This is a genomic window from Kitasatospora sp. NPDC056184 (assembly GCF_042268405.1).
GTDB lineage: Bacteria > Actinomycetota > Actinomycetes > Streptomycetales > Streptomycetaceae > Kitasatospora.
In genome coordinates this window covers 626,200-645,445 of the sequence record NZ_JBHJUI010000001.1, presented here as the reverse complement: position 1 = coordinate 645,445, position 19,246 = coordinate 626,200, and the positions used below count along the sequence as shown (strand labels likewise).

Sequence of the window (19,246 nt, the reverse complement as noted above, 5' to 3'; positions counted from 1 at the left end):
CGCGGCATCCCGACCCGGCGCACGCCCGGGGGCGTGCGCCCCCGAGCCGGTGGCGGCCCGAATCCGCGAAACCCGGGTGCGGCGGTCCGCACGGCTCTGGGATCATGGCGGAATGTCCCACCGCCTCGAATCCATGGTCGTCCGGCACACCTTCCGCCTGCCCGTCCCCGACGGTCCGGCCGGGAGCGGCGAGGCCGCGGCGCGTCAGTTCGACGCCGCCCTGATGTCCGTGGGCTTCAAGCTCTCGGCCGGGGTACTGGAGCGGCTGTCGGGGCTGAGCGGGGAGACCGTCCGCGCGACCGCCGCCCGCACCCTGGCCACCGTGCGCGAACTGGTCGGCGACCACGTCCGGCACAACGTCTACTTCATCGACTTCCCGGCCAACGTGCCGGACACCGTCGACTTCTGGACGGGGTGCATCGCCGAGGCGCTCGCCGACGACGGGGAGCGCGAGGGCACGATCGCCCAGCTCAGCGCGGGCGTGCTCGACCTGCTGACGCTGCCCGGCTACGGCCGCTACCGGCACGGCTACGCCGAACTGCTCGCCGCCCACGACGAGCTGATCGCCGCCGCCGGCGACCGGATGACCGTCCTGCACCCGGGCGGCCCGCTGGAGGACGAGGTCACCGCCCTGTACCTGGCGCTGGCGGGCAGCGCCACCCCGCTGGGCGAGCAGGCCCTGAGCGACCTCGGCGAACTCGCCGGACACCGCGTGGACGGACCGCAGCCCGAGGCGATCCCGGTCCGGGAGAACCGCGCCGTCGTCAACCGCGCCCGCCTCGACGCCGGCGCGGACCTCCTGCTGGACACCGTCACCGACGTGCTCCGCCTCGCCTGCGCACTGTCGGAAGGGGACGTCACGCTCGCGCAGCCGACCCGGTTCCGGGCGTTCCCCCGGCCGGTCCGCCGCGCGCTGCTCGCGGGCCTGGACGCGGTGGTCGCCGCCGCCCCCGCCAAGCTCGCCGACGTCGGCGCGCACCGCGAGCCGTTCAAGCGCCTCGGCGAGCGGCTCCACCCGCACGAGTACCCCCGCTGGCCGCACGCCGCCGAGGTGTTCGCCGTCGCCCGGGGCGAGCGGGAGGCGCGCTCCCTCGACAGCCGGGTCGAGGACGCGCTCGGCGCGGAGGACGTCACCGCGGCGGTGCGGCTGCTGTCCGCCGCCCCGGGGAAGCTGTTCCGCGCGCTCGACCGCCTGCTGCGGGCCTGCGCCACGCAGGAGCAGCGCGAGGCCGTCGTGGCCGCCGCCGAGGCGGCGGCCGGGCAGGCGGCCGGCCGGGTGCTGCTGTCGGTCCGCGAGCACCTCCAGAACCGCCGTTCCGAAGGAGCGGGGGCCCGGCGGGTCTTCGTCAACCGCTCCGGCCGCGCCTGGGTCGCCGCCGACACCCGGCCGCCCCTGCCGGCCGACGAGTGCCGCCGCCTGATCGCCGTCCTGGACGCCGAGACGGTCCGCCGGCTCCCGGATCCGGGGCACCTGCTGATCGACCCGGCCGTCCTCGACGTCTCCCTGCCGCTCAGCGGCAAGGCGACGTCCGCCGGCCTGGGCGTGCTGCCCCGCGGCTCGGTCTCCCCCGTCGACGGCGAACTGCTGCGCTTCTTCGTCCACTGGAAGCAGACCCAGCACAACACCGACTTCGACCTGTCGGCACTGATGCTGGACGAGTCCTACAGGACGGTCTCCTGGCTCTCGTACACGGCCCTCACCGACATCGGGGGCGAGCACTCGGGGGACATTACCGAAGCACCGGAGGGCGCCTCGGAGTTCATCAACCTCCGGCTCGACGCGGTGCGCGGCGCGTACATCGTCCCCCAGGTCAACATCTTCTCCGGCGAGGGCTTCGAGGAGGTCGAGGAGTCGTTCTTCGGCTTCATGCTGCGGGACGGCGAGCAGGCGGGACGGCCCTTCGAGGCGCGCACCGTGCGGATGAAGTCGGACCTGCGCGGCCCCGGCCGGGTGGCCCTGCCGCTGGCGTTCCTGCGCGGGGCCGACGGCCGCTGGCGCGCCAAGTGGCTGCACCTCCACCTCGCGGGCACGCCCAGCGCCAACCGGGTCGAGGGGAACCGGGTGTCGGTCGCGGTGCTGCTGCGCGGCGTCGTCGAACGCGACTACCTCACGGTCCGCCACCTCACCGAGCTGATGCGGGACCGGGCCGCCGCCGTCACGCTGTGGGACGGCGGTGCGGTCCCGGCCGGCCCGGTGACGTACATCGGCCTGGAGCGGCCGGAGGGGCTGCACCCCGGCTCCCGGATCGTCACCCCCGGAAATCTGCGCGACCTGGTCCCCGCCTGACTGGTAGCGTGGGACCCGGCGAGGCCATGGAGGGGCTTCCTTCTCCACTCCACTGAATTAGTCCCTCCGCTTTCCTCGCCCTCGACCCAACGCCGGGGCGCGCCTTCCGCGCCCCGGCGTCGTCGTGTCCGTCCCCGTGACAGCCCGGAGGGATGACGCCCCGATGTCGGACCGCACCACCTATCTCGTTCTGCCCGGCTACCAGGGCTCCGGACCGGCCCACTGGCAGAGCCGCTGGGAGGCCGCCGACCCGGCGGCGTTCGTCCGGGTGCAGCAGGAGGACTGGGACCACCCCGAGCCGGACGCCTGGGTGGAGCGGGTGGACGCGGCGGTCGCCGCGGCGGCCGCCGACGGACCGGTGGTGCTGGTGGCGCACAGCCTCGGCTGCGTGACGGTGGCCCGCTGGGCGGCCGGGGCCCCGGCCGGGCGGACGGCGGCGGTGCGCGGCGCACTGCTGGTCGCACCCGCCGACGTCGACCACGCGGAGGTCCCCGAGCTGCTGGGCTTCCGTCCGGTGGCGCTGTCCCGGCTGCCGTTCCCGGCCACCGTGGTCTCCAGCACCGACGATCCCTGGGTCAGCGCGGCGCGCGCCCGGGAGTTCGCCGGGGCCTGGGGTGCGCGGTACGTCGAGCCGGGGGCCTTCGGGCACCTCAACTCCGATTCCGGGCTGGGCGACTGGCCGCTGGGCCGGGAGCTGCTGGCCGCGCTCTGAGCGGACGGGCCGCCGGCGGGGTCGGCGGGCGCCCGCCCCGCGATCCCAGATTCCGGGGATGGCGGGACGCCCGGGCACCCGAGCAGAATCGGTGCAGATCCACCACCCCGAGGGACCACCTCCCGGAGTTCCACCGTCCCGCCCCGCCTCGTCCCTGGCCGGGCCCGGCGGCCGGGAGGCCCCGCACAGGTCCGTCACCCCGGACCGGAGGCCGGCCGCGGTGCGTGACCGCGGCCGGCCTTCCCCGCGCTCGGGCGGCCTCCCCGAGCGTGCGGGCGGCCTCCCCCCGCGAGTACGGGCGGCCTCCCTGTGCGCGAAGGGCGGTGGGTGCAGGAACTTCTCCCGCAGTTCGCCCGGAGGCCACCCGGCCGGGCGCCGCTGCTCCTAGTCTGCGGGCGGCACTCACACCGCGACGCCATCAGCGCGAGCTAGGAGCATCCATGACGTACCGTCCGTCCGACGGCAGCACCCCGGCGGAGTCCGCCGACGCCACCGCCTCCTCCCGCCGGACCTTCCTGCGGGCCACCGGCGCGGCCGGGCTCGGCGCGGCGGCCTTCGCGGCCGGCACCGGCGAGGCCTTCGCCGCCCCCACCGGGGACCAGCCGGGCGACGAGCAGTACGGTGCCGCCGACGAGCGCGGCGTCGCCGCCGGCCGCGCGACCGGCACCCGCCCGCCGGTGCGCACCGGCACCGGCCTGGACCGCCTGCCGCACCCGCTGATCGTCGGCCACCGCGGCGCCCCCGGCTACCGCCCCGAGCACACCCTGGGCTCCTACGACCTGGCGCTGCAGCTGGGCGCGGACGTCATCGAGCCTGACCTCGTCCCCACCAAGGACGGCCACCTGGTGGTCCGCCACGAGAACAACATCGCGGAGACCACGGACGTCGCGGACCACAAGGAGTTCGCGGACCGCCGCACCACCAAGAGCATCGACGGCGCCGCCCAGACCGGCTGGTTCACCGAGGACTTCACGCTCGCCGAGCTGCGCACCCTGCGCGCCAAGGAGCGGCTGCCGCAGCAGCGCCAGCGCAACACGCTCTACGACGGCCGCTGGGCCGTGCCGACCTTCCGCGAGGTGGCCGACTTCGCCCGCAAGCGCGGCCGCGAGCTGGGCCGGGACGTCTGGGTCTACCCCGAGACCAAGCACCCGAGCTACTTCCGCTCGATCGGCCTGCCGCTGGAGGAGCGCCTCGCCGACGAGCTGCGCCGCACCGGCCTGGCGGGGCGCAACGGCCGCGCGATCCTGCAGTCCTTCGAGCCGAGCAGCCTGCAGCGGCTCGCCAAGCTGGTCGACAACCCGAAGGTCTTCCTGCTCAGCGGCCCGACCAGCCGGCCCTACGACTTCGTGCTGTCCGGCGACCAGCGCACCGTGGCCGACCTGGTGAAGCCCGAGGGCCTGCGCTGGATCGCCTCCTTCGCGCACGGCCTCGGCCCGACCACCACGCTGATCGCGCCCGTCGACGCGACCGGCAAGCTGCTGCCGCCGACCACCCTGGTCAAGGACGCGCACGCGGCCGGCCTGCTGCTGCACCCGTACACGGTGCGCAACGAGAACGCCTTCCTGCCGCTGGACTACCGCCGGGGCACCGACCCGAACGCGTACGGCGACGCGATCGGCTGGGCGAAGTACCTGTACGAGCTCGGCGTGGACGGCTTCTTCACCGACCAGACGGACAGCAGCGTGCTGGCCCGCCAGGACTTCTGGGCGGCCAAGGGCGTGAACTGACGCCGGGGCCCTCCGGGGCCCTCCCGTGCCCGGTGAGCGCGACCGCGCCCCGGAACGTCCGTCGACGTTCCGGGGCGCGGTGCCGTGCGGGGGCGCGGTGCCGTGCGGGGCGGGCCGGGTCAGCCGTCCTGGTGCTGCTCCTCGGGCTGCGCGGGCTGGCCCTGCGGCTGCTGGTCCAGCTGGGGCTGCTGGGGCTGCTGCGTGGTCCTGGGGTTCGGGTTGGGGTTGCGCGTCGGCCGGCCCGTGTTCTGCGGGCGCCCGGGCCAGGTCGGGGCGTCGGTCGCGGAGCCGCCCGGCGAGCCGCTGCCCGAGCCCGGGCTTGCCGAGGGGTCGCGCTTCGGCGCCGGGTTGGGGATGTAGACGGTCTCGAACTCCTTCTCCGGCATGCCCCGGACGGCGTCGTTCATCGCCATCTGCCAGATCGGCCCGGGGCCGGTGGCGCCGAAGACCTCGTCGAACCACTTGCCGCCGATCCGGATGCTCTTCATCTTCACGCCGCCGGCCGGACCGCCCAGCCAGACCGAGGCGGCGAGGTTGCCGGTGTAGCCGCTGAACCAGGCGGACTTCTTCTCGTCGGAGGTGCCGGTCTTGCCGGCGATCTGGCGGTCGTCGTCCAGGCCGAGGTCGCGCGCGGTGCCGCCCTTCTCGGTGACGCCGAGCAGCACGGTGTTGATGATGTCGGCGGTGTTCTCGGAGAACACCCGCTCGCACGTGGCGGGGCTGACCGGGACGTCCTTGCCGTCCACCGTGGTGATGCCGCTGATCGCGACCGGGGTGCAGTAGGTGCCGCGGTTGGCGAAGGTCGCGTAGACGTTGGCCATCACCAGCGGGCTCACCTCCTGGGTGCCCAGGCCCAGGGCGGGCAGCTCCTCCAGCGGCTTGCCGCTCGCCTTGGTCAGCACGCCGAGCTTGTTGGCCATCTGCTTGACCGCGCAGAGGCCGATCTCCTGCTCCATCTGCACGAAGTAGGTGTTGACCGAGAGCGCCATCGCCTCCTTGAGCTCGTACGGGCCGACCTCGCCCGCCGACTCGTTGGGGATGGTACCGCCCTTCTTGCCCTTCTCCAGGTTCTTCCAGGTGCCCTCGCAGGTGCTCATCGTCGGCCAGTCCATCTTGTTCGGCGACGAGTAGGACTGGGTGGACGTGAGCCCCGCCTCCAGCCCGGCGGCGGCCACGATCGGCTTGAAGTTGGAGCCCGGCTGGAAGCCGTTGCCGCCGCCCATCGCCGCGTCCACGTTGTAGTTGACGACGGTCTGCTTCTTGTTCGGGTCGATCCCGTACGGGCGGGTCTGGGCCATCGCCAGGATCTTGCCGGTGCCCGGCTCAACCATGGTGATCGCCGCCGACACCTCATCGGTGACCTTGACCTTCGTGGTCACCGCCTTGAGCGCGGCCGCCTGCTTGACCGGGTCGAGCGTGGTGTGGATCGAGAGTCCGCCCATGTCCCACAGCTTCTTGCGCTCGGCGGCGGTCTTGCCGAAGACCGGGTCCTGCTTGATCACGTGCTTGACGTAGTCGCAGAAGAAGCCCATGCCCGCGTCGGCGGTGATGCAGCCGTTCTGCGGCGCCTGGTAGTGCAGCACGACCGGCCCGGTCTTGGCCTCCTTGGCCTGCTCGGCGGTGAGGTGCTTGTTCTCCACCATCTTGTCGATCACGACGTCGCGGCGCTTGCGCGAGGCCTCGGGGTGGGCCTTGGGGTCGAACTGGGAGGGGTTCTGCACCAGCCCGGCCAGGGTGGCCGCCTCGGCGACCGTGAGGTCCTTGGTGTTCTTGCTGAAGTAGCGCTGGGCCGCCGCCTGGATGCCGTACGCCTGCTGGCCGTAGTAGGTGATGTTCAGGTAGTTGGTGAGGATCTGGTCCTTGGTCAGCTCCTCCTCCAGCTTGATGGCGTACTTGAGCTCCTGCACCTTGCGGCCCAGGGTCTTGCGCTGCGCCTCGCGGACGGCCGCCGCGTCGTCGCCGGCCTTCTCGACGTTGACGTTCTTCACGTACTGCTGCGTCAGCGTCGAGGCGCCCTGCATGGCGGTGCCGCTCTCCGCGTTCTTGGTGATCGCCCGCAGGACGCCCTTGAGGTCGACGGCGCCGTGCTCGTAGAAGCGCGCGTCCTCGATGTCCACCTGGGCCTGGCGTATCAGCGGGCCCATCTCCTCGGCGGTGATCACCCGGCGGTCGCGCTCGTACACCTTGGCTATCTGCTGGCCCTTGGCGTCGAATATCCAGCTGGCCTGGGTCAGCGGCGGGGTCTTCAGGTCGTCGGGGATGGTGTCGAACTCCTCCACGCCGCCCTTCATCCCGAGCCCGAGCGCGCCCGCGGCCGGCAGCACGAGGCCCGCCAGCAGCACTCCGGCGAGGGTGCTGTAGCCGAGGAACCTCACGCCGTGGCCGAGCAGGCCGAGCGGGGTCTCCCGGCGCCGGGGGCGCGGCACCCAGGTGTCGAGGGGCTCCGGGGAGGGCGTGCGGCGGCTTCTCCGTGACATAGTCGGAACACTACGTCCACGAAAACCGCCTGTGGGGCCGGTGTTGGCCAAGCTGTGTCACAAATCGGCGACAGATCGGCGCTGTTGGGCGTGGCATGACGAACGGCCGGGGTTCCGGCCGGGTACGAGGGGGGTCGTTCGCCGACGTCCGACTCCGGACGGTGCGGCTGTGACCAGGCACGTTCCGGCCGGCCCGGGCGGTCCGGGCGGCGCCGTCGCCGCGTCCCCCGGTCACGTCCGGCGGCCGTGCCCGGCGGCCGTTTCCGGCCCTTTCGGGCAGCCCGGGTGTCAGCCGTCGCGCTTCTTGCGCCGCAGTCCGAACATCACGCCCGCCACCGCGAGCAGGAACAGCACCCCCAGCGTCTGGTCCCCCGCACCGGCCGAGGACGAGTCGTCCTCCGCCTTCTTCGAGGGCGGGGCCCCCGCCCCGGAGGACGACGGCGCGGACCCGTCCGGTCCCGCGGTCGGGGTCGGCGTGGGGCTCGGCAGGGGCTTGACCGAGTCGGGGAGCCGGTCGCCGTCCAGCGCCGACCGCCAGACCGGGCTGTCCTTGCCCTCGCTGCCGTACAGCAGCGCCCGGCCGTCGGCGGTGAAGGTCACCGACTCGCCCTGGCGCTGGAAGGGCGCGGAGAGCGACTCGCCGCCGCTCGGCGCACCGTCCTTCCAGCGGTAGAGCGTGGCCGAGAAGTAGCCGCGCAGCACCAGCCGGGTGCCGTCCGGCGAGAAGGCGCCGTCGGTGGTCCACGGGGCGTCGGCGATCCGGCGGAAGGTGTTGACGCCGCTCGGGGAGAGCTGCTCCGGGCCCTGGTAGAGGCCGCCGCCGCCCTGCTTCTTGCTGGCGATGTAGGCACGGCCGGTCACCGGGTGGACCATCAGGGCCTCGGCGTCGCGGGGGCCGTCCTCGTAGCGGACCTTGTAGCGGGTCACCTGCACGGTCTGGTCGTGGAGTTCCGCGGGCTCCGCGAAGGCGTAGATCCAGACCTCGGGCCACTTGCCGCCGAGGTTGTCGCCGAGGTCGCCGACGTAGAGCCGGCCGTCCGGGCCGAGCGAGATCGCCTCGACGTCGCGCGGCTCCACGCCGCGCAGGGTGACGGTGGCGACGGTGCGGCCCTGGGAGTCGACGGCGTAGACGTAGGGGCCGTCGTCGCTGTCGTTGTGGGTCCAGTAGACGCCGGGGTGCCGCTGGCTGGCCGCGAGGCCGCTGGACTCGGTGATCCGCGCATCGCCGATGGTGAACACCTGGCCGTCCCGGTCCGCGGCGCGGGCCGGCACGGCGCCGACCGCGGCGGTGGCGGCGACCACGGCGGTCGCGCAGGCCACCGCCAGGGCGGCGGGGAGCCTCGTCGTTCGCGTCCTCAGCATCGCTCGATCCTCCCACGACCGCGGCGGCGGAACCGGCCGACCCTTTTTCGTCATCTTGACGAGAAAAGGACCCAGCCAATATCGTCACCATGACGACAAGGAGCTGATCATGGCCGACATCACCAAGCGCTTCGGGCTGCGCCACCTGCGCGCCCTGCCCACCGCCCACATCCGCCACGTCCGACGCGGCCGCCTCGCCCACGACGGCACCGGCCTCGCCTTCTGGTTCCGCCCGCTCAGCGCCGTGCTCTCCGAAGTCCCGGTCGACGACCGCGAGCTGGCCATGCTCTTCCACGCCCGCACCGCCGACTTCCAGGACGTCACCGTCCAAGGCACCCTCACCTACCGGATCACCGACCCGGCCACCGCCGCCGCCCGCGTCGACTTCGGCATCGACCCCGACACCGGCACCTGGCGCTCCGCCCCGCTCGACCAGCTCGCCACCCTGCTCACCGAGACCGCCCAGCAGCACGCGCTCGGCCTGCTCGCCCGCACCCCGCTCGCCACCGCCCTCGCCGACGGCGTCACCGCCGTCCGCGAACGGATGGCCGCCGGGCTCGCCGCCGAACCGCGGCTCGCCGAGACCGGCCTCGCCGTCATCGCCGTCCGGGTGGTCGCGCTGCGCCCCGAACCGGAGGTGGAACGCGCGCTGCGCACCCCCGCCCGCGAGCTGGTCCAGCAGGAGGCCGACCGGGCCACCTTCGAACGGCGCGCCGTCGCCGTCGAGCACGAGCGCGGCATCGCCGAGAACGAGCTCGCCAACCGGATCGAACTCGCCCGGCGACAGGAGCAGCTGATCACCCAGCAGGGCGCCAACAGCCGGCTCCAGGCCGAGGACGAGGCGGTCTCCGACCGGATCCGCACCGACGCCGAGGCGCAGCGCCGCACCCGGCTGGCCGGTGCCGAGGCCGACGCCGCCCGCGCCCTCGGCGAGGCCAGGGCCGCCGCCGAGGCGGCCTGGCTGGCCGCCCACCAGCAGGCCGACCCGGCCGTGCTGCGGGCGCTCGCGCTGATGCGCCTCGCCGAGCACCTGCCGCGGATCGACAGCCTGACCCTCACCCCGGACGTGCTCACCGGCCTGCTCGCCAAGCTCGGCGCGACCACCGGCGCGACCAGCGGCGCGACCAGCGGCGCGACGGCCGGCTCGACCAGCGGCGAGGGGGCCGGGCGGTGACGCTCGCGCCCCGGGCGGTGCTGGTCCACCGCCGCACCGAGTACGAGGAACTGCTCGCCCACCACGGCACGCCCGGCCAGGCCGCGTACTTCCTGAGCAGCCGGGGCCGGTCGGTCGAGGAGATCGAGCTGCGCCACCGGCGGCAGGGCGCGGCGCTCGCCCTGGCGGCCGGCGCCGTGCCGCTCGACTGGCGGCGCACCCGGGTCGAGCGCGCCGACCTGTCGCGGTTCCTGTTCGAACCGGAGGACGTGGTGGTCGTGGTCGGCCAGGACGGCCTGGTCGCCAACGTCGCCAAGTACCTGGCCGACCAGCCGGTGATCGGTGTGGACGCGGAGCCCGGCCGCAACCCGGGCGTGCTGGTCCGGCACCGCGCCGAGGACCTGGCGCGGCTGCTGCCGGCCGCCGTCGGCCCGGGCGCCGACCGGCGCGCCGAGGAGCGGACCATGGTCGAGGCGGTCGCCGACGACACCCAGCGCCTGCTCGCGCTCAACGAGGTGTACGTCGGCCAGCCCGGCCACCAGACGGCCCGCTACCGGCTGGCCGTCGAGGACCGGCCGGGCGGGGCCGACGAGGGCGAGCCGCAGGCCTCGTCCGGCGTCCTGATCGGCACCGGGACGGGCGGCACCGGCTGGTGCCGCTCCGTCTGGCTGGAGCGCGGCGGCCCGCTCGCCCTGCCCGAGCCGGCCGCCCCCGCGCTCGCCTGGTTCGTCCGCGAGGCCTGGCCCTCCCCCGCCACCGGCACCGGCCGGGTGCACGGCCTGCTCGACGCCGGCCGGCGGCTGGTCCTGACGGTGGAGTCGGACCGGCTGGTGGCCTTCGGCGACGGCGTGGAGGGCGACGCGCTGGACCTCGCCCGGGGCCAGACCGTCCGGGTGGGCGTGGCCGCCACCCGGCTGCGGCTGCTGGGCTGACCCCGGGCCGGGCCCGTCGCGCGCGGGGGCTTCTCTCGCGTACTGGTTGTGTCCCGCACCGGTTCTGTCCCGCCCTGGTTCTGTCCCGCCCCGGGCGCCGTTCAGGAGCTCGCCGCCAGGTCGGCCGCCGCGGCGGCGGTGTCCGGGTGGCCGGGGCCGAGCACCCTGGTGCGGGCCGCCACGACGGACGCCAGGAGCGCGCCCGCCTCGGGCGACCGCCCCAGGGAGCGGAGCGCCAGCGCCAGGTGGTGACGGGTGCGCAGCGTGTCGGGGTGATCGGCCTCCAGGACGCGCTCGCGGATGTCCAGGACCGCGCGGTGCTCGGACTCCGCCTCGGCCGCCCGCCCCATCTCCCGCAGCGCGACGGCGTGGTTGTCCCTGCTGAACAGCGTGAACGCGTCGTCCGGGCCGCGGACCTCGGTCAGCAGCGCCAGGACCGCCCGGTGCTCGGCCTCCGCCTCCTCGACCCGGCCCAGGTCGCGCAGCACGTTGGCGAGGTTGTCGCGGACGATGAGGGTGTCGGGGTGGGTGGGTCCGAGCGCGTCGGTACGGGCGGCGGCCACCGCCCGGTGCTCGGCCAGCGCCTCGGACAGCCGACCGAGCCGCCGCAGGGCGCGCGCGGCGTTGTTGCGGCTGTTCAAGGCCTCCGGCCCCGGCACGGCGGCGGCCCGCCGCCAGCCCACGACGGCCGGCTCGTACCGCCCCTGGGCGTAGGCGGTGGCGGCGACCCGTTCGGCATCGGCGGGGTCGGCACCGGTCACGATCAGCCGCACCACGGACTCCGGCACGGGATCGGCCGGACCGGCGGCGCGCTGGGTGACGTCCAGCAGGTAGTCGAACACCCCCACCCGGTCCCCGGACTGCTGGAGCAGCGCGGTGGTCGCCCGGCGCGGCCGCGTCGCCCACTCCCACGCCTCGTCCGGGGGTTCCGGCCGCAGCCGGTCGCCGCCGTGCTTCTCCAGGTAGTACGTGTGCGCCGCCTCGACCAGCGCGCGGGGCATCGAGGCCGAGTGCCCCGCCCGCCGGATGTCCACCGCCGCCGCCACCAGCGCCGCGGCCCGCGGGTGCCCGGGAGCGTGCGCGCTGGTGTTCGGGCTCCACCCGTCCTGCCAGAGCCGCAGCAGTTCGGGACCGGCCGCGAGGTACTCGGCGAGACCGTACCCGCCGCCCAGGGTGAGCGCGCTCTCGATGCGGCGGTCCCAGGCCCGCAGCCGGGCCCGGTCGGTCTCGGCGGCGCTGAACAGCCGGGGCAGGTAGACCCGGTGGGCCTGGCGGATCACCTCCGCGGCCTGCTTGGGGGTACCGCGGTCGTCGTCCTCACCGGTCAGCAGGGCCTCCTCGGCCGTGCGCAGGGTGGCCAGCACGACGCGGTGGTGGCCGCCCTCCCCGAACAGCCGCCCGAGGTCCTCGCGTCTCAGCCCGCCGGCCCCCAGATAGCCTTCGAGGTCGTTCAGCCACAGGACGCAGCGGCGCTCGCGGGCGGCCAGGGCGACGATCGCCGGCAGGGCCTCGCGGTCCTTCGGCGCGAGCAGCAGGTGGTCGCCGAGCGTGGCCCGCATCGCCTCCCAGGCCGACCGGGACTTGCCGGCCGTCGAGTCCCCCACCAGCAGGACGAAGCCGCCCCGGGCCAGCGACTCGCGCAGCTCCCCGTCGGCGTCGCGGGGCACATAGGCGGGGACCCGGTCGATCGCCCCCTCCTCGGGCTGGAGGGCGAGCGCCGGATGGACGCCGAGCAGGACGGGGTCGGCCACGTCCCGGACCCGGAGCAGTGAGCCGTCCGCGCGGACCAGGGCGCCGTTCAGGACCCGGGCGCGGTCGTCGTCGGCCACCTTGAACGCCTGCCGGTACCGCTCCTGCCACAGCCCCAGCAGGGCCACCGCGCCGGCGGCCGCCGCGCTCACCGCCGCCACCGTCCACGGCCCGGTGATCCCGAGGGCGAGGACCACCGCCGGGGCCCCCGTCAGGGCGCCCAGGCACACCACGATCACCATCAGCCGCCCGTGCCGCCGCTCCCGCATGCCTCCTGTTCTGCACGGCGCGGCGCACGCCAAACCTCCCGGGGGCCGGCGGCGCCCGGGAGGTCCGGCGGATCAGCTTTCCGCGGTCCGCTCCGACGGGTGGCGGACCACGACCACCGGGCAGTGCGCGTGCTGGATCATCGCCTGGCTGGTGGAGCCCAGCAGCAGGCCCCCGAAGCCGCCGCGGCCGCGGGCGCCGACCACCAGCAGCTGCGCCTCCCGGCTCGCCTCGATCAGCGCCGGCCGGGTGTGCGCCTCGACGACCTCGGAGCGCAGCTCGACGTCCGGGTACTTCTCCCGCCAGCCGGCCAGCGCCTCGGAGAGCACCCGCTCCTCCTGGTCGGGCCAACTGGTGCTCGGGTGGGCGATGTGCAGGGCGGTCAGCGGGGCGCGCCGGGCGGAGGCCTCGGCGAAGGCGAAGCCGAGCGCCTCGGCGCCCACGCCGCTCCCGTCCACCGCCGCCAGCACGGGCCCGTCCGGGTCCGGCCGGCCGCGCACGATCAGCACCGGGCAGTCGGCGTGCGCGGCCAGGTGGACGGCCACCGAGCCGATCAGCAGGGCGCCGAACCGGCCGAGCCCCCGGCTGCCGACCACCACCAGCCCGACCTCCCGCGACCAGCGGGAGAGCACGGTCAGCGGCTCGCCGGTGACCAGCTCGGTCTCGATCTCCAGCTGCGGGTCCAGCGCCTCGGCGCGGGCCCGGGCGTCCGCCAGGATGCCCTCCGCCTGGTGCCGCAGCCCGCCCTCGGGCGGACCGTCCTGCGCGGGCCCGAGCGGGACGTGCATCAGCGGCCAGATGAACGCGTGCACGATCCGCAGCCGAGTGCCGCGCAGCCGCGCCTCGCGGACGGCGACGTCCACGGCGGCCAGGCTCGCCTCCGAGCCGTCGACGCCCACCAGCACCTGGTCACTCATCGCCGGCCTCCTGCTGCTGCTTCTCGTCCCGCTCGTAGGGGACGACGGCGACCGGGCAGGGCACGTGGTGCAGGACGGCGTGCGCGACGGCACCGATGTGCGCGCCCAGCGGCGACCGGCGGACCCGCCGCCCGATCACCACCAGCTCCGCGTTCGCGGCGCGGTCGGCCAGCACCTTGGCCGGGCGGGCGTTCACGGCCTCCTCGACCACGGTGACCCCCGGGTGCTTCTCCCGCCAGGGCTGCACCACCCGGGCCAGCTCGCCCTTGGCGTACACCAGCATCTCGCCGGTCACGTCGACACTGGCCGCGATACCCGCGTACTGGTACGTCGCCGGCAGCGTCCAGGAGTACACGGCCCGCAGCGGCAGTCCGCGCCGCTCCGCCACCTCGAAGGCGTGGGCGAGCACCGCGTCGGCGCCCTCGAACGGGTCGACGCCCACCACGACCTCGCGCGGCCCGGCCGCCGCTTCCTCCTCGTCCTCGCCCCGGCGCACCAGCACCACCGGGCAGTCCGTCCGGGCCAGCACCCGCTGGCTCACCGACCCGACCAGGAACCCGGCCACCGCGCCGAACCCGCGCGAGCCCAGCACCAGCAGCTCCGCCGGCGCCCCGTCCGGCTCCTGCGCCCCGGTCACCTCGTCGACCAGCGCCCGCACCGGCTCGGTCGGCACCTGGACGGCCTGGACCGTCAGCTCCGGCCACCGCTCCTGCACCCTCAGCTCGGCATCCCGCAGGGTGACGTCCGCCTGCCGCCGCGCCAGATCCACCGTGCCCAGCACCGCCAACGGCGTCACCACCGTCGGCCACGCGAGCACCACCTTCAACGGCAACTCCCGCCGCGCCGCCTCCTCCGCCGCCCAGTCCAGCGCGGCAAGGCTCTCGGGCGAACCATCGACACCGACGACGACGGACCTTGGCATGACGACCTCCGGCAGTTGCGAACAGGATGCGGCCGGGCGGGGTGGAAGCCCGGCCGCAACCACCACCTTTCCCGCCCCCTCCCAGTCCACCCAGAGTCCAAGGTCCCCGCCACCCGGCCGACGGTCCCGCCCCGGCCGTCCCTGCCGACTGGCAGGTGCGGGAAAATTCTCAGAAGCTATGGAACGACACCTTCCGTGGCCCCCGGCGCAGGGACTGCGGGAGGCCGGGAACTGAAATTCGGCCGGAATAGAAGCCCTCAAGGAAAGCGACCAGACCTTCAGAATAAGACCACCACCCACCCGAACGCGAGCGGAACACCACCGGCCATTCATTCGGATCGGGCGAGGCCGTCCCCCACAGGATCTGATCCCCATCGGGCGTTCCACCCCACTGCAGCAGAGCGGCCCTCTCAAGGCCCTCCGAGTTGCGGATCAGGTAGTCCGCAGGAACATCCCCTTCGGCGACATCGTCCTCCATGATTTCCCATGCGAACTTGATGTCGGAAATGAAATCCACCTCCGCCCCCGACGCCGGAGTGGAAACCAGAATAAATTCATCCACAGAAAAGGTTGCATATCGCTCGGCGAGAACTTTGTAGTCCGACGGGAAATCGATACCCAGCCCGTCGGAGAGAGCACTCCAGTCGATCCGACGCGCGCCATGGCGCGCCGACAGATCCGGAAGCTGCAATACCAGGCGGTCAATCATTTACGGTGTCCTACCACTCAGGTCCGAGGCTGCGCGCGCTCCCGCCGGTTCCGGTACTCGTGCGGGGGTATGCTCCAGGCGCCGCCGCCGAATGGATTGGACAGCGTACCGTCGAGGGCGCCGATGAGGAACTCCCCGAAGCCCATCCACATCCTCGGCTCACTCGTAGGATTCAATGGGCATGAACCCGCGTGCACAGCCCCGAGAAACGGCGGAGAAGGGCCGGATTTCCCCGCTCACAACACAGCCGTAGAGGAACTCGGAGACCTCCATTCCACAGGCGAATGAACGCCCGTCCTCCGCGAAAGCCACAATCGGCCAACGCTCCGGATCTTCTCCGCGAGTCTCCCAGAAGAGTGTGTCTCCGCGCCCCGTGACGCCCCAGATCAGCAACCCTCCAGGATTCGGGAAGACCGAGTACGGCGCATACATCGATTTGAATTCCTCGTCCAGCTCGGCCAGTTCCGACCGCTTCCTCGATTCCCCCACGATACTGCCGTGCGAGAGGTCTCCGACCGCCGCGAAAACCTCAATCGCGCCATTGAACTCACCCCACCCGAACGCCTCGGCATACTCCTTGCAGGATCCCGGCAGTACCACGCCGAGCAACGACTCGACCACAGGCCAGTCGACGTTCCCTCGCGGCCGGTCCCAGCCGATTCCGGCTCGAAGACGCTCGGTCCAGCTCAATCCTGAAACCATCTCTACGATCAACTCCCTGGCCCGGGCGGCACCCTCCCCGGCGGCCGCCGCCCCCTGCGCGAACCCACCAGGCAGTCAAGGGAACGCAAGCAGAGCATGCGCAGATATATCCGACTGTCAACAGGTCGATAAAGATCTATTGGATATGAAGTGATCCACATCACGTCACAAACGGAATCAAACGTGCACGATCAGGAACGATCCCGCCACCTCACGGCAGGGTGACGATGCGAGGGCCGTCGGGAGTGATGGCGACGGTGTGTTCGATGTGGGCAGCTCGCGTGCCGTCGGTGGTGCGGAGGGTCCAGCCGTCGGGGTCGGTGGTGTGGGTGTCGGTGCCGCCGGCGATGAGCATGGGTTCGATGGCGAGGACCAGGCCGGGCTTGAGGGGGAAGCCGCGGCCGGGGCGGCCCTCGTTGGGGAGGTGCGGGTCCTCGTGCATGCGGCGGCCGATGCCGTGGCCGCCGAAGCCTTCGAGGAGGCCGTAGCGGGCGGTGCGGGCGACGGTGCCGACGGCGTGGGCGATGTCGCCGGTGCGGTGGCCGGCCACGGCGGCCGCGATGCCCGCCTCCAGGGCGCGGCGGGTGGTGTCGATGAGGCGGAGGTCCTCGGGGCGGGGGGTGCCGACGGTGAAGCTGACGGCGGCGTCGCCTGTCCAGCCGTCGAGGACGGCGCCGCAGTCGATGCTCACCAGGTCGCCGTCGCGCAGCCGGTAGCGGGTCGGGATGCCGTGCACGACGGCGTCGTTGACGGAGGCGCAGATGACGGCCGGGAAGGGCACCGGGGCGAAGGACGGGCGGTAGCCGAGGAAAGGGGAGGTCGCGCCCGCCTCGCGCAGCACCTCGCGGGCCGCCCCGTCGAGCTCCAGCAGGCTCACGCCGACGCCGGCCGCCCGTTCCACCGCGGCCAGCGCCGTGGCGACGACCCGCCCGGACTCCCGCATCGCGGCCAGCGCCGCCTCCGACTTGAGCTCCACCACGAGGTCCTCCGACCGGTTCGATCCAATTCTTATACCGGTATTTGTATCACGGTCGGGATGGTGTCGTCGGCGGGCGGCGTGGCCTACCATCGGGGGCATGGTGAGGACTCCGCTGACCCCCGGGGAACGCGAGCGCGGCGAGCGCTTCGGTGTGCTGCTGCGCGAGGCGCGGGGCGGGCGCAGCATGGTCGAGGTGGCGGCGGCGGCCGGGGTGTCGGCCGAGACGCTGCGCAAGATCGAGACCGGGCGGGCGCCGACGCCGTCCTTCTTCACCGTCGCGGCGCTGGCGTACGCGCTGGGGCTCTCGCTGGACGAGCTGGCCACCGCCTGCGCGGCGCCGGCCGAGGACGAGGGCGAGGCGCTGTCGGCCTGAGCCCGGGACGGCGGCGGCCGGCGGCCCCCGGATCGGGAGGCCACCGGCCGACGGCCGACGGGGCGGCTCAGGCGGTGACGCCGCCGTCGAGGACGAGGTCGGCGCCGACGGTGAAGGCCGACTCCTCGGAGGCGAGGTGGAGGACCGCGGCGGCGACCTCCTCGACGGCACCGGCACGGCCGACCGGGACCTCCCCCTTCATCCGGTCCGCCTTGTCGGAGGCGCTCTCGCCGGGCCGCGAGGACATCGTGGTGTCGATCGGACCGGGGCTGACCAGGTTGATCCGCACCCCCTCGGCGATGTGGTCGCGGGCGGCGCTGCGGGTGAGGGTGGCGACGGCGGCCTTGGAGACGGCGTAGGCACCGAGGTTCCCGACCCGCAGATGGGTGCCGAGGTTCGAGGAGATGTTGACGATCGCCCCGCCGCCGTTGGCGCGCAGGTGGGCGATCTGGTGCTTCATGGCATACCAGGTGCCGGTGAGGTTGATGTCGATCAGCCGCTGCCACTCCTCGTCGGCGACGTCGGCGATCGGGCCCAGGCCGCCGAAGACCCCGGCGTTGTTGACCGCGATGTCCAGGCCCCCGAGCCGCTCGACGGTCTCGCGGACCAGGCGGGCGGCGTCGGCGGCGTCGGACACCGAGCCGGTCAGGGCGACGGCGGTGCCGCCGGACAGCTCGATCAGGGCGACGGTCTCGGCGAGGGCGCTCGCGGTGCGGCCGGCGACGGCGACACGGGCGCCCTCCCGGGCGAAGGCGAGGGCGATGGCTCGGCCGATGCCGCTGCCGCCGCCGGTGACCAGGACGGACTTGCCGGTGAAGCGGGTGGTGCTGCGGGTCATGCGTGTGCTCCTCAATGCGGGGTCTATATTGACCGTTCGGTTCAGAATGGAGACAGCAAAAGACGGACAGGCACAGAAAACGCATGGGCGGGCGAACGGTGGAGCGGGTCGGTCAGTCCAGCAGGGCGAGTGCCTGGTCGGCGGCGTCGCGCAGGCGCGCCGAGCCGTCGCCGGCCTTGCCGATCACCCGCATGCCCTGGAACAGCACCAGCAGCATCCGGGCGAGGGCCTGCGGGTCACGCCCCTCGGGCAGTTCGCCCTGGGCCTTCGCCCGGACCAGCGCGGCAGTCAGGACCGTCTCCAGGTGGAGCAGGTTGGCCTCCACCCGGCGGGCGGCGTCCCGGTCGTGCGGCGCCAGCTCCACCGCCGTGTTGGTGACGAAACAGCCGCGCCGCGGACCGTCCTCGCCGTCGGTGGCGGATTCGCCGGCGAAGCGGAGGACCAGGGCACGGACGGCCGGGAGCACCGGGCCCGGCTGCGACAGCTCGGCCAGCAGCACCGGCTGCTGCTGCTGTCCGTACCGCTCCAGCGCGCGCAGGTACAGCTCCCGCTTGCTGCCGAAGGTGGCGTAGACGCTGGCCCGGGCGATCCCGAGGTGCTCGACCAGGTCGGCCATCGAGGTGGCCTCGTAGCCCCGCCGCCAGAACAGCTCCAGGGCCGCCTGGAGCACCGCGTCCGGGTCGAATTCCTTGGTTCGCGCCATGCCTGAAAGGTAGTCGATTCCAGATCGATCGGTCAAGAAAGAGAAGCAGCGGTCGGCCCGCCCCGGGGCAGGGGCGGGCCGACCCGGCGGCTCAGCCTCCGGCGAGGTGGCGTTCCACCGAGGCGACCTTGCGGGTCAGGCCGTCGGTGACCCCGGCGCGGTCGTCGATCTTGATGACGGTACTGACCCGGCTGCTGTAGGCCTTGACCGCCTCGATCGCCTCCCGGATCACCGGCATCACCTCGTCCCACTCCCCCTCGATGCTGGTGAACATCGCGTCCGTGCGGTTGGGCAGCCCGCTCGCGCGGACCACCTTGACGGCCGCGGCGACCGCCTCCCCGACGTCCTCGCCGACCCCGAGCGGGGTGACCGAAAAGGCTGCGATCACGGCTGCGTCTCCTCCCAGTGCGGCCCGGCCGGCCACCGGGCCACCGGGA

The 19,246-nt window shown here is 73.7% G+C and carries 17 protein-coding genes; 6 read left to right on the top strand and 11 right to left on the bottom strand.

The window, feature by feature from the left end; genetic code table 11:
- The first annotated feature begins 112 nt into the window (after positions 1-112).
- From ACFC0B_RS02280 to ACFC0B_RS02270, 3 genes are all read left to right on the top strand, one after another.
- The gene (locus ACFC0B_RS02280) at positions 113-2,287 is read left to right on the top strand and encodes a hypothetical protein (RefSeq protein WP_376080930.1); all 2,175 of its coding nucleotides are present in this window, start codon (positions 113-115) and stop codon (positions 2,285-2,287) included.
- Between the two features lie 163 nt (positions 2,288-2,450).
- Positions 2,451-2,999, top strand: coding sequence for an RBBP9/YdeN family alpha/beta hydrolase (locus ACFC0B_RS02275; RefSeq protein ID WP_376080929.1), 549 nt, complete (start codon positions 2,451-2,453; stop codon positions 2,997-2,999).
- Between the two features lie 440 nt (positions 3,000-3,439).
- Positions 3,440-4,726 (top strand): glycerophosphodiester phosphodiesterase, encoded by a 1,287-nt coding sequence (locus ACFC0B_RS02270; protein WP_376080927.1) that lies wholly within the window; start codon positions 3,440-3,442, stop codon positions 4,724-4,726.
- A 119-nt stretch (positions 4,727-4,845) separates the two neighbouring features.
- On the opposite strand, the gene ACFC0B_RS02265 is transcribed toward ACFC0B_RS02270, so the two are convergent.
- Positions 4,846-7,203 (bottom strand): transglycosylase domain-containing protein, encoded by a 2,358-nt coding sequence (locus tag ACFC0B_RS02265; protein ID WP_376080925.1) that lies wholly within the window; start codon positions 7,201-7,203, stop codon positions 4,846-4,848.
- Between the two features lie 288 nt (positions 7,204-7,491).
- Positions 7,492-8,565, bottom strand: coding sequence for a hypothetical protein (locus tag ACFC0B_RS02260; RefSeq protein WP_376080922.1), 1,074 nt, complete (start codon positions 8,563-8,565; stop codon positions 7,492-7,494).
- A 109-nt stretch (positions 8,566-8,674) separates the two neighbouring features.
- Between ACFC0B_RS02260 and ACFC0B_RS02255 the strand changes: the two genes are divergently transcribed.
- Both ACFC0B_RS02255 and ACFC0B_RS02250 read left to right on the top strand, forming a co-directional pair.
- The gene (locus tag ACFC0B_RS02255) at positions 8,675-9,739 is read left to right on the top strand and encodes an SPFH domain-containing protein (protein ID WP_376080919.1); all 1,065 of its coding nucleotides are present in this window, start codon (positions 8,675-8,677) and stop codon (positions 9,737-9,739) included.
- Positions 9,736-10,650 carry a hypothetical protein gene (locus ACFC0B_RS02250; protein WP_376080916.1) on the top strand — a complete coding sequence of 305 codons (915 nt, stop codon included), beginning with the start codon at positions 9,736-9,738 and terminating at the stop codon, positions 10,648-10,650. The genes ACFC0B_RS02255 and ACFC0B_RS02250 overlap by 4 nt, the downstream gene beginning before the upstream one ends.
- Positions 10,651-10,751: 101 nt before the next feature.
- Here ACFC0B_RS02250 and ACFC0B_RS02245 read toward each other — a convergent pair whose 3' ends face one another.
- From ACFC0B_RS02245 to map, 6 genes are all read right to left on the bottom strand, one after another.
- Positions 10,752-12,668 carry a tetratricopeptide repeat protein gene (locus ACFC0B_RS02245; RefSeq protein ID WP_376080913.1) on the bottom strand — a complete coding sequence of 639 codons (1,917 nt, stop codon included), beginning with the start codon at positions 12,666-12,668 and terminating at the stop codon, positions 10,752-10,754.
- Between the two features lie 72 nt (positions 12,669-12,740).
- Positions 12,741-13,583 carry a universal stress protein gene (locus tag ACFC0B_RS02240; RefSeq protein ID WP_376080911.1) on the bottom strand — a complete coding sequence of 281 codons (843 nt, stop codon included), beginning with the start codon at positions 13,581-13,583 and terminating at the stop codon, positions 12,741-12,743.
- Positions 13,576-14,505: a universal stress protein gene (locus tag ACFC0B_RS02235; protein WP_376080909.1), complete on the bottom strand. Its 930-nt coding sequence runs from the start codon at positions 14,503-14,505 to the stop codon at positions 13,576-13,578. The genes ACFC0B_RS02240 and ACFC0B_RS02235 overlap by 8 nt, the downstream gene beginning before the upstream one ends.
- A 169-nt stretch (positions 14,506-14,674) precedes the next feature.
- Positions 14,675-15,214, bottom strand: a complete 540-nt coding sequence (locus tag ACFC0B_RS02230) for a hypothetical protein (protein ID WP_376080906.1) — start codon at positions 15,212-15,214, stop codon at positions 14,675-14,677.
- A gap of 159 nt (positions 15,215-15,373) precedes the next feature.
- Positions 15,374-15,904, bottom strand: a complete 531-nt coding sequence (locus tag ACFC0B_RS02225) for a hypothetical protein (RefSeq protein WP_376080903.1) — start codon at positions 15,902-15,904, stop codon at positions 15,374-15,376.
- Positions 15,905-16,127: 223 nt separating this feature from the next.
- On the bottom strand, positions 16,128-16,895 hold the full coding sequence (gene map / locus ACFC0B_RS02220; RefSeq protein ID WP_376082369.1) for a type I methionyl aminopeptidase: 768 nt from the start codon (positions 16,893-16,895) through the stop codon (positions 16,128-16,130).
- A gap of 97 nt (positions 16,896-16,992) precedes the next feature.
- Here map and ACFC0B_RS02215 point away from each other — a divergent pair, with 97 nt between their 5' ends.
- Positions 16,993-17,268, top strand: a complete 276-nt coding sequence (locus ACFC0B_RS02215; RefSeq protein WP_376080901.1) for a helix-turn-helix domain-containing protein — start codon at positions 16,993-16,995, stop codon at positions 17,266-17,268.
- A gap of 67 nt (positions 17,269-17,335) precedes the next feature.
- Here the strand turns inward: ACFC0B_RS02215 and ACFC0B_RS02210 are convergent, their stop codons facing one another.
- The 3 genes from ACFC0B_RS02210 to ACFC0B_RS02200 all read right to left on the bottom strand — a co-directional run bounded on the left by ACFC0B_RS02210 (position 17,336) and on the right by ACFC0B_RS02200 (position 19,197).
- Positions 17,336-18,106, bottom strand: a complete 771-nt coding sequence (locus ACFC0B_RS02210) for an SDR family NAD(P)-dependent oxidoreductase (RefSeq protein ID WP_376080898.1) — start codon at positions 18,104-18,106, stop codon at positions 17,336-17,338.
- 112 nt (positions 18,107-18,218) lie between these two features.
- The gene (locus ACFC0B_RS02205; RefSeq protein WP_376080896.1) at positions 18,219-18,809 is read right to left on the bottom strand and encodes a TetR/AcrR family transcriptional regulator; all 591 of its coding nucleotides are present in this window, start codon (positions 18,807-18,809) and stop codon (positions 18,219-18,221) included.
- A gap of 91 nt (positions 18,810-18,900) precedes the next feature.
- Positions 18,901-19,197 carry an MTH1187 family thiamine-binding protein gene (locus tag ACFC0B_RS02200; protein ID WP_376080894.1) on the bottom strand — a complete coding sequence of 99 codons (297 nt, stop codon included), beginning with the start codon at positions 19,195-19,197 and terminating at the stop codon, positions 18,901-18,903.
- Between the last annotated feature and the right edge of the window lie 49 nt (positions 19,198-19,246).